This window comes from Chryseobacterium jejuense (assembly GCF_900100075.1).
GTDB classification, from domain to species: Bacteria; Bacteroidota; Bacteroidia; order Flavobacteriales; family Weeksellaceae; genus Chryseobacterium; species Chryseobacterium jejuense.
Window position 1 is genome coordinate 106435 of sequence record NZ_FNEG01000006.1, and the last position, 14003, is coordinate 120437.

Below are 14003 nucleotides of genomic sequence, written 5' to 3' on the forward strand. Positions count from 1 at the left end.
ATACCAAAAAAACGCAAAAAACAACAAAAAACCGCCAAATTTTATCAAAATTGGGCGGTTTTTGTATTAAAATGAGGCTTTTTCAATGAAAAGCGACTCTTAGTTTTCTTCAGTAGCAGCTACTTCTTTTTCCAATACTACTTTACCTCTGTAGTAAAGTTTTCCTTCATGCCAGTGAGCTCTGTGGTATAGGTGAAGCTCTCCTGTTGTTGCATCTTTAGCTAATTGAGGAACTACAGCTTTGTAGTGAGTTCTTCTCTTATCTCTTCTTGTAGACGACTGTCTTCTCTTTGGATGTGCCATTTTCTAATAACTTTTTTAATTGATGAGCGATGAGATTCATCATCTCATCATATTTAAATTATTCTATTTAATTATTGTCTCTTAATTTTCTTAAAGCCTCCCATCTAGGGTCGCTTTCATGTTCTTCCTCTTCAGTTTCCTCAATATCTTTCGGACTGAACTGGTCAAGAATTTTGATATCTTCATCACTTACATTTGGTGAAATCTTTTTCATCGGGATAGAAAGCATTACATTTTCGTAGATCAAATGAGCTACGTTGAAAGCATGCTCTGCAGTAGGAATCGTAATAACATCTTCATTGCTGTCATCATATTCTTCCCCGAAATTCACCAAAATCTTGATTTCATTCTCAATAGGATAGTCGAAGTCTTCATTTGTAATATCACAAACCAACTCAACCAAACCTTTTATCTTAATCTCAAACTCCAGAAATGTAGTGTGTTTGTCTAATAAGACATACACTTCTATTCTAGGGTTTGTAAATTCCTGTTCAGTGTCAAATAATTGAAAGAACGTATTATCTATCTCAAACTTGAACTCGTGTTTTCCGTTTTTAAGTCCGGAAAAGCTTACGTCATAGTTTCTTAACTTGTCCATAAAATGAGTGTGCAAAAATATGCATTTTTTTTATAATAACAAATAAAATCTAAAACAAATTAATTTAAAATTTGTTTTAACGGTTTATCCTTCAGTTTCCTCAGGTAGATCCTCGTCAATTCCGTTATCAACAGCCATTTTTCTAGGCTGAAGACGGGTATTCATCAATTCACTATATTCACTTCTGTTGTTGAAAACCTTAATAGCAGTGAAGATAGCTTCCATAAAACTCTGTTCATCGGCAATATTTTTTCCCGCAATATCATAGGCAACTCCATGATCTGGAGAAGTTCTGATAAAAGGAAGTCCTGCTGTATAATTTACACCTTCTTCATAAGCTAGTGTCTTGAACGGAGCTAATCCCTGATCGTGATACATGGCTAAAACCCCATCAAAGTTTCTGTATTTGTTCGGTTGGAAGAAACTATCTGCCGGGAAAGGGCCGAATGCCAGAATTCCATTATCTGAAAGTTCCTGAATGGCCGGGCTGATGATTTCTATTTCTTCAGTTCCGATAACTCCTCCATCTCCCGCATGTGGATTCAATCCCAATACGGCAATCTTCGGTTTCTGAATGCAGAAATCTTCAATAAGTGTCTGATTCAATACCCTGATTTGTTTTTTGATGTTCTCTTTGGAAATATTCTCTGCAACTTTTGCAATAGGAATGTGATGGGTAGACACGGCTACTTTAAGATCTTCAGTTACCAGGAACATCAGTCCTTTTTTACTGAATTTTTCTTCAAAATACCCAGTGTGTCCGGCATGCTTAAAGCCCATTTTTACCATTTCATCCTTGTTGATAGGAGCTGTTACTAGAACATCAATGTCTCCTTTCATTAAAGCTTCAGTTGCTGCTTCCAAAGAATCAATAGCCATTTGGGTAGATTCCTCAGTAGGAACTCCCAACTCAACATTCACGTTTTCCTTGGTTAGATTTACCATATTCAGCTTGCCAGCCTGTGCCTGAGAAGCTTCATTTACATAGTTGAAATTAAGATTCAGCTTGAAAATGTTTTTCTGATAAGTGAATAATTTCCCCGAACCAAAAATTACAGGTGTGAAAAAATCTGTAATGGTTTTGTCTTTCAGAGACTTCATAATGATCTCCGGACCGATGCCGTTGAAATCACCGATTGAAATTCCTACTCGTACTTTATGGTTTTTTGGGCTCATTTTGATTATCTTTGAAGATTATAATTTACAAATTTAGCAAAAAATAATATGTTCACAGGAATTATTGAAGCAGTTGGTGTTATTGAAAAGATTGAAGAGAAAGGAAGCAACATAGATTTCACCCTGACATGCCCTTTTACAAACGAACTTAAAATTGATCAAAGTCTTGCTCACAACGGATGTTGCCTTACTGTGGTTGAAATTAAGGAGAACCAATATGTAGTAACAGCCATTAACGAAACACTTGAAAAAACCAACCTTGGAAAATGGGAAGTAGGAAGTGTTGTGAATCTTGAGCGTTGCATGAAAATGGACGGAAGACTGGATGGTCACATCGTTCAGGGACATGTTGATAAAACAGGTGAGGTAGTAGGAATTGAAAACAAAGATGGAAGCTATTTTATTACGATGAAATATGAAGCTGACGGAAACTTTGTAACCGTGCCTCAAGGTTCTATTACCGTAAATGGAATCAGTTTAACCGTAGCAAAAAGTGAAGATGCTCAGTTCTCGGTAGCCATTATTCCTTACACATGGGAATTTACCAATATGAACCACCTGAAAATTGGTGATAAAGTAAACCTGGAATTTGACATTATTGGTAAGTATATTGCTAGGTTAATTAAAAAGTAGGATGTCGTTAAATAAATATAAAGGATATAGTTTAAGGAACCGTGTTTTTTTCGGGTTCTTATTGGTATGCTTTTTAAGTGTTGTGGCCACATCACTGGTTCCTTATTTTGTATTGAGAAATAATTCCCTGCAGCAGAGTAATATAGATATGCAGGAGAAAACCAATGCAGTAATGAGATATCTGGATTATGCCGTAAGCCGTACATTGGTAGAAACAAAAGATCTGCCGAAGGTTTTAGGGAATAAGATCTTTGAGATCGCAGATATTAACCAGCATGATATTGTTATTTATGATCTGAAAGGAAATTATGTGCTTTCTAATAAAGATGAAAGCTTGATAGATCAGAAAACACTTTCTATAGAAATTATCAACAAAATCCTGTCTACGGATGCAAGAGTTGATATGACCAGATATGATGCTTCCAAAGATGCTAAACTTACCTCTTCATATCTTTTATTGAAAAATAACGAACTGGAACCCATTGGTGTCGTTTATATTCCTTTATATCACAACGAATCTGCCTATCTGGAAGTATTACATCAGTATGTAAAATATATTCTTTTGGTAGATATATTTCTTATCCTGTTCAGTATCTGGATAAGCTGGGTGACTTCTAACAGTCTGGCGAAAACGATCACGAAGTTCTCTGATATGATTACACGTATTACATTATTTGAAAATGAAATGCGTCCTATCAGATATTATAAAAACGATGAATTGAATGCCTTGGCAAGAGCCTATAACAGAATGATTCTACAGATTCAGGATCAAAAGGAAAGGCTAAGGTTTAAAGCTTCAGAAGAAGCGTGGAGGGAGATGGCGAAACAGGTTGCTCATGAAGTGAAAAACCCGCTTACTCCTATGAAGCTTACCATTCAGAATTTTGAAAGAAAATTTGATCCTGAAGATCCGAATATCAAAGAAAGAGTAAAACAGATGAGTAAAACGATGGTGGATCAGATTGATTTGATTGCCACTGTAGCTTCTGCATTCTCTGAATTTGCCAAACTTCCTGAAAAAAATAATGAAGTCATCAACCTGAATACAGAAGTAGAAGATATTCTTCGTGTATTCAATGATGACAGTATCTTTATGCATGCCAACAAGAGTAATATTATGATTAATATGGATAGAATTTACCTGTCCAGAATTATTACCAACCTTGTGACCAATGCCAAGCAGGCAGAGAGCGATGAAAGGAAATTAATTATCAATGTAGATGTAGAACAACATCAGCGAAGAGTGATTGTCTCTGTTCAGGATAACGGGGTCGGGATTCCTGAAAGTATGTATGAGAGAATTTTTGAACCTAACTTCACTTCCAAAACCAGCGGAATGGGACTTGGATTATCAATGGTAAGAAAAATGATTGAAGACTATAAAGGGGAGATCTCCGTGAAATCTGAAGTAGGGAAGGGGTCTACATTTATTATTACATTGCCTACCAATTTATAGTGAAGCCTTTTACATTTAAGCAGTTTGAAATCCAGCAATCCAAAGACGTCTTCCGGGTAGGAACAGACGGGGTTTTGCTTGGTGCCTTAGCGGATGTTGAGTCTGCTTCTCATGTTTTGGAAGTAGGTACAGGAACGGGATTAATCTCATTGATGTTAGCTCAAAGAAATCTGCAGGCAGATTTTTTAGGATTGGATATTAATGAAGATGCTGCTGCTCTTACAAAACTTAATTTTGAAAATGCTCCTTTCTATAAGAGATTGAAAAATAATCATCAGGATTTTAAAACTTTTGAGACGGAAGACAGGTTTGATCTGATTGTTTCAAATCCGCCTTATTTTGAAGAATCAGGATCTGATAAAGATAAAATCGCCCGTCAGACGGTAGAATTGAATTTCAGGCAGCTTATCGCTCAATCCACTAGGTTTTTATCTGAACACGGACTTCTTTCAGTAATTATTCCGGTAGAGGCGGGAGAAGTCTTTATTTTAATTGCTGAAGAAAATAATCTGTTTCTGAACAGAAGAATTAATGTTAAAGGCATTGAAAATTCCAAAACAAAAAGATTGGTCTTGGAGTTTTCTTTAACGAAAAAAAATCTTCTGGAATCTGAATTTATTATAGAAAAAAGTCCGAGAAAATACTCGGACCAATATCTTGAACTCACTAAGGAGTTTCATGTCTTTAAAGAGGCTGGAATTTAGAAAAGAAGAAGGAGTTCTGTAATTTCTAAATCCTTTTGTATTTATTCAAATAGTTCTGCAGTATCCAATACTGAAACTTTTCCATCTTCACATCTGATAGCTTCACCAGGGAAGTTTTGAATCATATGGTAATCGTGAGTTGCCATTACTACAGCTGCTCCGTTTTCAAGGGCAACTTGCTTTAATAGGGTCATGATTTCGTTAGAAGTTTCCGGGTCAAGGTTTCCTGTTGGCTCATCCGCAAGAATAAGGTCAGGGTGATTAAGAAGGGCTCTTGCAATAGCGATACGCTGCTGTTCACCTCCGGAAAGTTCGTGTGGCATTTTGTGCTTTTTGCTTTTCATGTTCACGCTTCCTAATACCTCATTAATACGGTCTTCCATTTTTACTTTATCATTCCATCCTGTAGCTTCCAAAACAAATTTCAAATTCTTTTCAACAGTTCTGTCGGAAAGAAGTTGGAAATCCTGGAATACAATACCTAATTTTCTTCTTAGGTTAGGAATGTCAGATGGTTTTAGTTTTGCCAGCTCAAATCCTACCACAGATCCATGTCCTGAAGCCAATGGAATATGTCCATAAAGCGTTTTCAGAAGGGAGCTTTTTCCGGAACCTGTTTTTCCAATAAGGTAGCAGAATCTACCTTTTTTAATATTAAGATTTACATCAGAAAGAACAGTAAAGTTTTTTTGGGCAATTTTTGCATGCTGTAAACTTATAATATTGTCTCCGGAGATATTTGTATGTGGCATAATTTAATTTTAAAGGCTATTTCTAACAAAAATTTTTCAATCTTTAAAAATAGAAAAAAGAAGTCTATTTGACTCTAATTTTAATAAATTTTAACAACAAAAAATGCCTGAAAAGAAACTTTCCAAGCATGTTTTGTATATGATAATAAAAAGATTATCTCTTAGCGCGTGCAGCACTTACAGTTAAACTCTTTCTGCCTTTAGCTCTTCTCGCAGCCAAAACTCTTCTTCCATTTGGCGTAGACATTCTTTCTCTGAAACCGTGTTTGTTTCTCTTTTTTCTTTCTGATGGCTGGAATGTTCTTTTACTCATTACTATATGTTTAAATCGTAATTAATCTATTAATTTTCAGGTTGCAAAGATATAGAAATTTTTATAAGATACAAACTTTAATAATCTTTTTTTGAAAATATTTGGAATGTTTTTTAATCAAATACTTACAAAGCTTGATTAGAAACCAAATTCCAGATGCAAAAATAATATTTAAATGATTTATATAAAAGCTCTATCTTTGAAAACTTAAATTTTAACGAAAATAAACACAAGATGTTTACACCAGCAGAACTTTTAGAGATCAATACATTACTAACACCTGAAAACAAAATAGTTATTCTTACCCACTATAATCCGGATGGTGATGCTATTGGTTCCAGCCTGGGATTGAAACATTATTTAAGGGCAAAAGGAATTCAGGCAGAAGTTATTGTACCTAATGATTTTCCGAAATTTCTGAAATGGATGCCGGAATCTAAAAAAGTGATTATTGCAGAATATAAAAGAAAGCTGGCTGCTGATATGGTTGCCGCTGCAGATGTTATTTTCTGCCTCGATTTTAATTCTCCTTCAAGAATTGGATTATTAGGTGACTGGCTGGTAAAGGCTCAGGGAAAGAAAATTCTTATTGATCACCACCAACAACCGGAGCCGTTTGATTTTGTGTATTCAGATACTGTAATTCCTGCTACTTCACAGATGATTTATCACTTCATTGAAGCAATGGATGATGAAAAACTGGTGAATCAGGACATGGCAGAATGTATGTATACGGGAATTATGACTGATACAGGAGGGTTTCGTTTTCGTTCAACCAGTGCTACAACGCATAGAATTATTGCTAACTTAATTGAAAAAGGAGCAGATCCTGCGATGATTACTTCCAATACCTGGGATACCAATACGGTTTCGCGTCTTCATTTGCTTGCTTTAGTTTTAGGAAGAATAGAAGTTGTGAATGATGGCCGTGTGGCTATTTTAAGTCTTACCAGAAATGAGCTTAAAGAATTTGGTTTCCAGAAAGGAGATACGGAAGGTTTCGTAAATTACGGGTTAAGTATTGCAGGAGTGAAAATGTCTGCCTTTTTTATGGAAGATCTTTACGAAGATTTTATCAAGATTTCATTCAGAAGCAAAGATGATGTGGATGTAAACCAATTCTCCAGAAAATATTTTAATGGTGGCGGACATATTAATGCTGCAGGGGGTAAATCTAATGATTCTTTGCCAGGAACTATTGAAATTTTCAAAGCAAGACTAATCGAAGAAGATTTGTAAGAAAAGAGAAATAGCTTAAGAAGGAGATTATAAAACAATTTTATTATACTCTCCAACCCTTCCACGCTTAAACTCTCAACCCTTACTATATCCTTTTTCTTCCAGCTCCATACAAGTATATTCATATACCTGCTGAAACATTTCGTCCATGTATTTCTTGTTGAAAAGACTGTATTTCGTCATTTTTGGCGGATCTAAAAATATATTGCAGTATTTCACCTTAGAATAGACTGATTTTGCAATGGCTAAATGGAGAATCCGGTCAAATTCTTTCATCAGGCTCATCTTATTAAGTTCATCATAGCTTATTGAATTCACATGGGAGGCAATCAGGAAATCACATTTATCTATAATGGGTTCAATGGGAAGATTATCAAGAACACCACCATCTACATATATTTTATCTCCCATTCTTACGGGTGGGAGGATAAAAGGAACACTTGATGAAGCCAAAAGTGGTGTGAAAAGCTCGCCTTCAGAGAAAAAATCAACAATGCCGTGAGTCATTTCTGTTGTGGCAATATAAACAGGGATTTTCAGGATATTAAAATTATCTTCAGGGAAATAGTCTCTAAAGAGTTTCAAAATAAAATTAGAGCTGAAAATTCCATTCTTTGATAATTTCAAGGCAGACCGTGAAAAAAAAGAAGTTTGCTTTACGATTTCCATCATTTCGTCCGGAGTTTTCCCAAACGAATAAAAAGCTGCAATGATAGAACCTGCACTGGTTCCTGAAATGATATGGGGTTTAAGATGGTATTCTTCCAGTGCTTTTAAAACAGCAATATGTGCAATTCCACGCATTCCTCCGCCTGAAAGTGTAAGTCCGATAACCGGAGGTTTCGGTGGTGTCTTTTTTTTGAACGAGAATATTCCCATTGAGAAAATTATACCTTACTAATATACAGGATTTTTCTCAATGTTTATGGTTCATCACATTCAGAATCAACCTTAATGAAAAGTGCATTGAATTCATTATTCATTTTTTCATCACGGGAAACTCTCTGTATTTTATCATTGGCACAGTTTCCCCATCCAAAAGTAATCAGATCAATAAGGGCATAATCTCTTTTGTCTGATGAGTTAAGCTGTTCATTGAATTGATTAATAATACGCTGTGGATCGCTATTGTTTTTGCTCATACCCTCTCTGAGTTTCTTCCATTCTCCAAACATCTGTTCATCAGTTGAGTTTAATGCTTTGGAAAAGTTAGAACATCTGTTATTTTTAAGAAGTATTGAAGGATCAGAGTAAGCTATGATTTGAATTTTCTCTATTTCATAAGATTGAACAAGTTCTTCATAACTCTTTTGTTTGATGCTTTGCCAATAGGGAGTATTGATCACTTTCAGATTCATAATCTGAGCTTTCTTTTGCGCAAAATCTTTATCCAGTTTTGCAAGAATCTGGTCTTTATTATCCCTTATTTCATTAAGGTCTTTAAGAGTATTGACGAAAGGGGTATCTAGTAGAGATCCACTCAATTCAAACCAAAGTTTATAAGTGTCCTCAAGCTCTTTTCTGGAATATTTATTACTATCGAAATAACCTTTATTATCACAAAGTTCCGTTCCGAAGTTGAATATTTCCTGCTTTGGCTGAATGGCTGCAGCAGTGTCAGTTTTGGGAGGAGATATCTGAGCGGTGTCTGTAGATGCAGGGTCATTAGCTGGTTGGGTATCTTTTTTACAGCTTAAAAATGAAAGCAGAATAAAGGTAGTGATAGCAATTCTCATGTTTTACAATACTAATTTTTTAGGAAGATTGTGAAGGAGTTCGGTGTTAATGATTTCTGCACAGATACCAGGCTTTTCCCAGTGTCCGTTATGGCCACAATCCAATACATAGGATTTGATATTCGTTCTGTCCGGAAGATTTTTGATCGTAATATCTGTTTTAACAGCATTGTCATGTTTACCCGCCAGAACCAGAATTTTAGCTTCCAGATTTTGCATAATATGTTTTTTATCTGTTCTTTCCACCATCCCTTTTACACAGGCAAGAGCTCCCATATTGTTTGTAGAAAGTGCAGTTTCCAGGGCTATTTCAATTTTCCCTTCCAGGATATCTCTTTCATTGGGATTGAATAGATTTGGGATTCCTGCTCTGGCATAATGGGCAAAAGCATCTTTAATAATCCTGTAGCTTTTGATACGCTGTTGTTTTTTTTCTTCATCGTCTGCGAAATAAGTGGAGAAGAAAAGAGTTAAACTTTTTAGGAATTCGGGATACTTTTCTGCAAAAGCCAAGGAAGTATATCCACCCATAGAGTGTCCTAATAAATGTATTTTCTCTACATTCTGGTCATCTAACACTTTTTTTACTTCGTCAGCCATGAGTTCCATGGTGTGAATTTCTCCCAGGACCTCAGATTGTCCGTGTCCGGGAAGATCAATTTTTAAAAGGGAAAAATCTTTGGAAAGATGAGGCTCCATATCACTCCAAATAGAGAGGTTTTCCATAAAACCGTGGAGGAGTACTAAAGTTTCTTTTCCATTTCCTTTTCTTTCAAAGTTCAGCATGATTCCAAAATTTTAGGGGTTAACCATTCAAATGTAAACAAAAAAGAGCATTTTAAAAATGCTCTTTCTTTTTTATTGAGTTAATTCTTTATAAACCTTTGTTTCCCAAGGTTTGATATCTGTTACGCCATAACGTTCTTTTTTAGCAATCGCCAGGTTGTCCAGCATGTCTACAAAGTTTTTGTAATTGGCTTCATCAGTAGGTTTGATAATTACTGTGAAATTTTCCGGCTTAGGAGCATTCTTATAAGCTTCGGAAATGATTTTTGAAACTTTTATTCCACTAAAATCTGTTTCTTTTAGGTTGCTTATATTTAAATCTGTTGCATTGCTTTGATGGTAAAAAACACGATTATCTTTTCCCAGAATAAATGTGACCTGATTTTTGTCTCCAATTACTTTATCAATAATTTTGTTTTCGGGGTCTTTTGCGGGAAGTCCCAGATCCATCACGTTGGGTTTTGTAAAATTGGTGGTGAACATAAAGAAAGTGATCAGCAGGAATCCCAGGTCTACCATGGGAGTCATGTCTACTCGGATTAATTTTTTCTTTTGCTTGCCACCTTGCTTTTCTTGCGCAATTACTTCTGCCATAATTAATATTTTAAATTGTTAAACGGTATTTGATGAAAACTTTGAAAATCCGATCGTGATTTTGAAAAGTTGATACAAAGTTGATGCCTAAAATTTAAAATGTGTAATAAATTTTCATTTTTAATAAATGATTGTACTTAAATGATGTTAAAAACAATTGCTAGATATATTGAAAATGAATAATCTGTTTGAATTCTGGAAATAAAAAAACTCACACTATGTAAGTGTGAGTTTATCATTTATATTAATAAATTATTTATTTACTTTTCTTGAAGTAATTAACTCCACATTCCAGGAACGTCTTGAAATCTTCCTTCGGCATATATCCGGAAACAGGAGTGTTAATAACTTTCCCGTCAGGAGTAATTAAAACGTAGTGAGGCTGAGAGTTGTTGTTGAAGTTAACCTGTTGGAATAAACTCCATCTGTCCCCAATTGTTTTCACCTTTTTGATTTGTCCTTCCCCAAGATCAATCTTTGTTTTTTGATCTTCAGGAAGCTCTTCTTTGTCATCTACATACAGAGAAGCTAAGACCACATCATTCTGAAGGATAGGTAAAATATCCGGTTCGCTCCATACAAACTCTTCCATTTTTCTACAGTTTTCACAACCGTAACCCGTGAAGTCAATTAAGATCGGCTTGTTTTCTTTTTTAGCAACTTCAATCGCTTTAAAGAAATCATGTTCCGGATGCATTCCTAGAATTCCATCTTTTTCATCGTGGAAATAGCTTACATTCAATGGAGGCAAAATTCCGCTTAATAACTGAAGTTTTGGACGCTCAGATGGAATTAACCCTTGGATCAGATAGATCACAAAACCGAATCCTAATACCCCTAATATTTTTCTTGTGATTGAAATTTTAGGTTTTTTATCATCATGCGGAAACTTGATTAATCCGAATAAATATAAAGCCAAACCTAGAGCAACAATGATCCAGATAGCAATGAAGAGTTCTCTTTTTAAGAAGAATGTTTTTGAAACAAGGTCTGCTTTTGATAAGAATTTTAAAGCTAAAGCTAATTCTACGAAACCTAAAACCACTTTTACCGTGTTCATCCATCCTCCAGATTTTGGCAGACTTTGTAATGCTTGCGGGAATAAAGCCAATAGTCCAAAAATGATAGCCCACGCTAAACCGAATCCCGCCAAAGCAAAAGTTAGTAGCATTGGTACATTCGAAGAACCGGTTACGGCACTTCCCAGTAAACTCCCTAAGATAGGTCCTGTACAAGAGAAAGAAACAATTACCAGGGTTAATGCCATAAAGAAAATACCGATGATGCCACCAGCTTCCTCAGCTTTTGAAGATTTATTGGCAATAGAGCTAGGTAACGTAATATCATAATACCCGAAGAAGCTTCCGGCAAAGAATATAAATATGATAAAGAAGGCAATGTTCAGCCATACACTTGTGGAGATCTCGTTGAAGATATTTCCTGCAATTCCATCAATAATGTGGAAAGGAATACTCAATAAAACGAAAATAAGAAGAATAAAGAATCCATAGATCAGAGCGTCTCTTTTCCCTTTTGCTTTATCCTTACTTCCTTTGGTGAAGAATGAAACTGTTAAAGGAATCATCGGGAAGACACATGGTGTTAATAAGGCAATTAACCCTCCAATGAAACCTAAGAATAAATAAGTCCAATAGTTCTCATCTACCTTTGTAGAAGCTGTTCCACAATCTGTTAATGGTTTTTTGAAATCCAGTGTTTCAATTTTCAATTGTTTAGGATCTAATGTTGAGGTTTCTGCAATGGTAACCTCCGTTTTAGTTGGATTTTCAGTAACTGTTTCAACGGTTTTTACAGAATCTTTTGCAGGCTCTGTAGTTTCTTCAGTAGTGGTTGTTTCTGTAGCCCCTTTTGGAGTCACTTTTTGATTAAACTCTAAAGTGTTCGGAGCCAGACAAACTCTGTCATCACAAGTCTGATAAGTGATTTCAGACGTTACATCAGCCGGTTTTGCAGGATCCTTTAGCTTAAATTTCTGTTTGAAACCAGCACTATTGGAGTAAAAAACAATAGTTCCCCCGAAAGCTTCAGAGAATTCCTCATGTTTCTTGCCTACTTCCGTAAACTTTCCGATAAGTTCAATATTCTTTCCTGAAACCTTATACTCAGTAGGAATTCCTGTATCTTCAGGAAGGTCTTTGGAGTAAATATGCCATCCTTTTTCCATGGTGGCATTCAAAACCGCTTCATACTGGTTATTGCCCAGATCGTTGATGGTAAATTTAAACTTTACAGGATTTTTAATTTGTGCATTAATTCCTGTTGCTAAAAAGAGTAGGATTAATAAAAACCAATTTCTAAATTTCATTTTTCGTTTCATTAAAAATTTTGAGAATACGTTCTGTTTTCTCATCCTTTGCATATCTTCTATCCTGTCTGAAAGGGATGACTCCAAGTACGGAATTCTTACCATCAGACAATATCCAAATTTTTTGCCTCGCTAAAATAGATAATTTTTCGTCCCTAAAAAATTTAGAAACTTTCTTTTTCCCCGAAAAACCGGTCGGGTAAAACTCATCGCCATCCTGCTGTTTTCTTAAACACAGTGGAAACTGAATTTTTTCAGCATCAAAATCCCATTCCATATTTTTATTGATTCCATCAATGTCTTCAATAGAATCATTAAGGTTGATGGTAATCCGGTTTTCTGAGAAATCAAAACGATCAATCAGGGTGATTTCGTGTGTGTTTTCAGTTTTTTTGTTTATTTCAATAAAGATTAATTCATCTCTGTTGACAATCAACTGATATTCTTTTGAAAAAAAAGAACTGTTGTTTTCTGCCTTAAAAATTTTAGGGATTTCCTCTTCCTGATTAAACCCATATTTTTTTAAGATCTCAAACTTTACAAAATCGCTTTCCTGATCCAGCTTTTCCTTTGATAAGATTTTATGGTCTTGGTTAAATACAGTAAGCTTATTTTCTATCTCCTGAACCTGCTTTTGAACAAAATCTCTGGTCTGGTTCAGGTATGAAGAACTTTTTTTGAAGTTTTCCAGGAAATGATCGTTGGTCTCCTGTAATTTCGGGACAATTTCATTTCTGATCTTATTTCTCAGATAATCACTTTTTTTATTGGAAAGATCTTCACGAAACTCAATTCTCTTCTCTTCTGCAAACTGATAAATTTCCTGTTTAGAGAATTGTAAAAGCGGGCGAAGAATATGATTGTCATTAGCGGGGATTCCACTCAAACCATTAATTCCTGCAGCTTTGGAAAGATTAATGATAAATGTTTCCAGCTGATCGTTCAGGTGATGAGCGGTAACCAGAAACTCCAGTTTTTCCTTTTCCTGAATTTCCTTAAAAAAAGCATACCGAAGTTCTCTTGCCCAAAGCTGAATAGAATTTTCCGGTTTTTTATCTTTTTCCGAAACTTCATACAGGTGGAACTTTATATGATTTTTCTCACAAAAATCCTGTACTACTTTTTGATCCTTATCCGAATCTTCTCCACGAAGCCTATAATTAATATGGGCCACTTGAAATGAACATTCTGAGTGCTGTTTTTCATCTCTCAAATCCTTGAATAGAGAGGCTAGAACCATAGAGTCAGCACCTCCACTCACTGCTAAAAGATAGCTGTGGTTTTCAGATGGGTGAATAAGATTTCCTAATTGTTTTCTGAAGCTTGATTTTTTCAACATAGGTGTTGAGAATTTCTTTTATACAAAGATAATCCATATAATTCAATT

General features: G+C 35.3%; 15 protein-coding genes. 4 read left to right on the forward strand and 11 right to left on the reverse strand.

The annotated features are described in order from the left end of the window. Window positions 1-99: 99 nt before the first annotated feature. The 3 genes from rpmF to pdxA all read right to left on the reverse strand — a co-directional run bounded on the left by rpmF (window position 100) and on the right by pdxA (window position 2077). On the reverse strand, window positions 100-303 hold the full coding sequence (gene rpmF / locus BLS98_RS17770; protein WP_002976251.1) for a 50S ribosomal protein L32: 204 nt from the start codon (window positions 301-303) through the stop codon (window positions 100-102). Window positions 304-370: 67 nt separating this feature from the next. Beyond that, window positions 371-901, reverse strand: a complete 531-nt coding sequence (locus BLS98_RS17775) for a YceD family protein (protein ID WP_089737979.1) — start codon at window positions 899-901, stop codon at window positions 371-373. An 84-nt stretch (window positions 902-985) separates the two neighbouring features. After that, a complete protein-coding gene (gene pdxA / locus BLS98_RS17780; RefSeq protein WP_089737980.1) occupies window positions 986-2077 on the reverse strand; it encodes a 4-hydroxythreonine-4-phosphate dehydrogenase PdxA in 1092 nt (363 codons plus the stop codon). A 48-nt stretch (window positions 2078-2125) separates the two neighbouring features. Between pdxA and BLS98_RS17785 the strand changes: the two genes are divergently transcribed. The 3 genes from BLS98_RS17785 to BLS98_RS17795 are packed head-to-tail and all read left to right on the forward strand — an operon-like array spanning window position 2126 to window position 4870. Next, entirely contained in the window at window positions 2126-2710 is a 585-nt protein-coding gene (locus tag BLS98_RS17785; RefSeq protein WP_089737982.1) for a riboflavin synthase, read from the forward strand. Between the two features lies 1 nt (window position 2711). Beyond that, window positions 2712-4166, forward strand: coding sequence for a sensor histidine kinase (locus tag BLS98_RS17790; RefSeq protein ID WP_089737984.1), 1455 nt, complete (start codon window positions 2712-2714; stop codon window positions 4164-4166). Further along, window positions 4166-4870, forward strand: coding sequence for a tRNA1(Val) (adenine(37)-N6)-methyltransferase (locus BLS98_RS17795; RefSeq protein WP_089737987.1), 705 nt, complete (start codon window positions 4166-4168; stop codon window positions 4868-4870). Before BLS98_RS17790 ends, BLS98_RS17795 begins: the two co-directional genes overlap by 1 nt. 41 nt (window positions 4871-4911) lie before the next feature. Here BLS98_RS17795 and BLS98_RS17800 read toward each other — a convergent pair whose 3' ends face one another. Both BLS98_RS17800 and rpmH read right to left on the reverse strand, forming a co-directional pair. Then, a complete protein-coding gene (locus BLS98_RS17800) occupies window positions 4912-5622 on the reverse strand; it encodes a cell division ATP-binding protein FtsE (protein WP_089737989.1) in 711 nt (236 codons plus the stop codon). Between the two features lie 154 nt (window positions 5623-5776). Next, complete coding sequence (gene rpmH, locus BLS98_RS17805; RefSeq protein ID WP_034701860.1) at window positions 5777-5935, reverse strand: 50S ribosomal protein L34; 159 nt, start codon at window positions 5933-5935, stop codon at window positions 5777-5779. 234 nt (window positions 5936-6169) lie between these two features. Here rpmH and BLS98_RS17810 point away from each other — a divergent pair, with 234 nt between their 5' ends. After that, the gene (locus tag BLS98_RS17810; RefSeq protein WP_089737991.1) at window positions 6170-7174 is read left to right on the forward strand and encodes a DHH family phosphoesterase; all 1005 of its coding nucleotides are present in this window, start codon (window positions 6170-6172) and stop codon (window positions 7172-7174) included. Between the two features lie 75 nt (window positions 7175-7249). Here the strand turns inward: BLS98_RS17810 and BLS98_RS17815 are convergent, their stop codons facing one another. The 6 genes from BLS98_RS17815 to tilS all read right to left on the reverse strand — a co-directional run bounded on the left by BLS98_RS17815 (window position 7250) and on the right by tilS (window position 13955). Then, window positions 7250-8053, reverse strand: coding sequence for a patatin-like phospholipase family protein (locus tag BLS98_RS17815; protein WP_089737993.1), 804 nt, complete (start codon window positions 8051-8053; stop codon window positions 7250-7252). Between the two features lie 44 nt (window positions 8054-8097). Continuing rightward, window positions 8098-8910, reverse strand: coding sequence for a hypothetical protein (locus tag BLS98_RS17820; RefSeq protein WP_089737994.1), 813 nt, complete (start codon window positions 8908-8910; stop codon window positions 8098-8100). 3 nt (window positions 8911-8913) lie between these two features. After that, entirely contained in the window at window positions 8914-9696 is a 783-nt protein-coding gene (locus BLS98_RS17825; protein ID WP_089737996.1) for an alpha/beta fold hydrolase, read from the reverse strand. Window positions 9697-9768: 72 nt separating this feature from the next. Next, a complete protein-coding gene (locus tag BLS98_RS17830) occupies window positions 9769-10290 on the reverse strand; it encodes a biopolymer transporter ExbD (protein ID WP_089737997.1) in 522 nt (173 codons plus the stop codon). Window positions 10291-10546: 256 nt separating this feature from the next. After that, entirely contained in the window at window positions 10547-12616 is a 2070-nt protein-coding gene (locus BLS98_RS17835; RefSeq protein WP_089737999.1) for a protein-disulfide reductase DsbD family protein, read from the reverse strand. Continuing rightward, on the reverse strand, window positions 12606-13955 hold the full coding sequence (gene tilS / locus BLS98_RS17840; RefSeq protein ID WP_089738001.1) for a tRNA lysidine(34) synthetase TilS: 1350 nt from the start codon (window positions 13953-13955) through the stop codon (window positions 12606-12608). Before tilS ends, BLS98_RS17835 begins: the two co-directional genes overlap by 11 nt. Window positions 13956-14003: the final 48 nt, after the last annotated feature.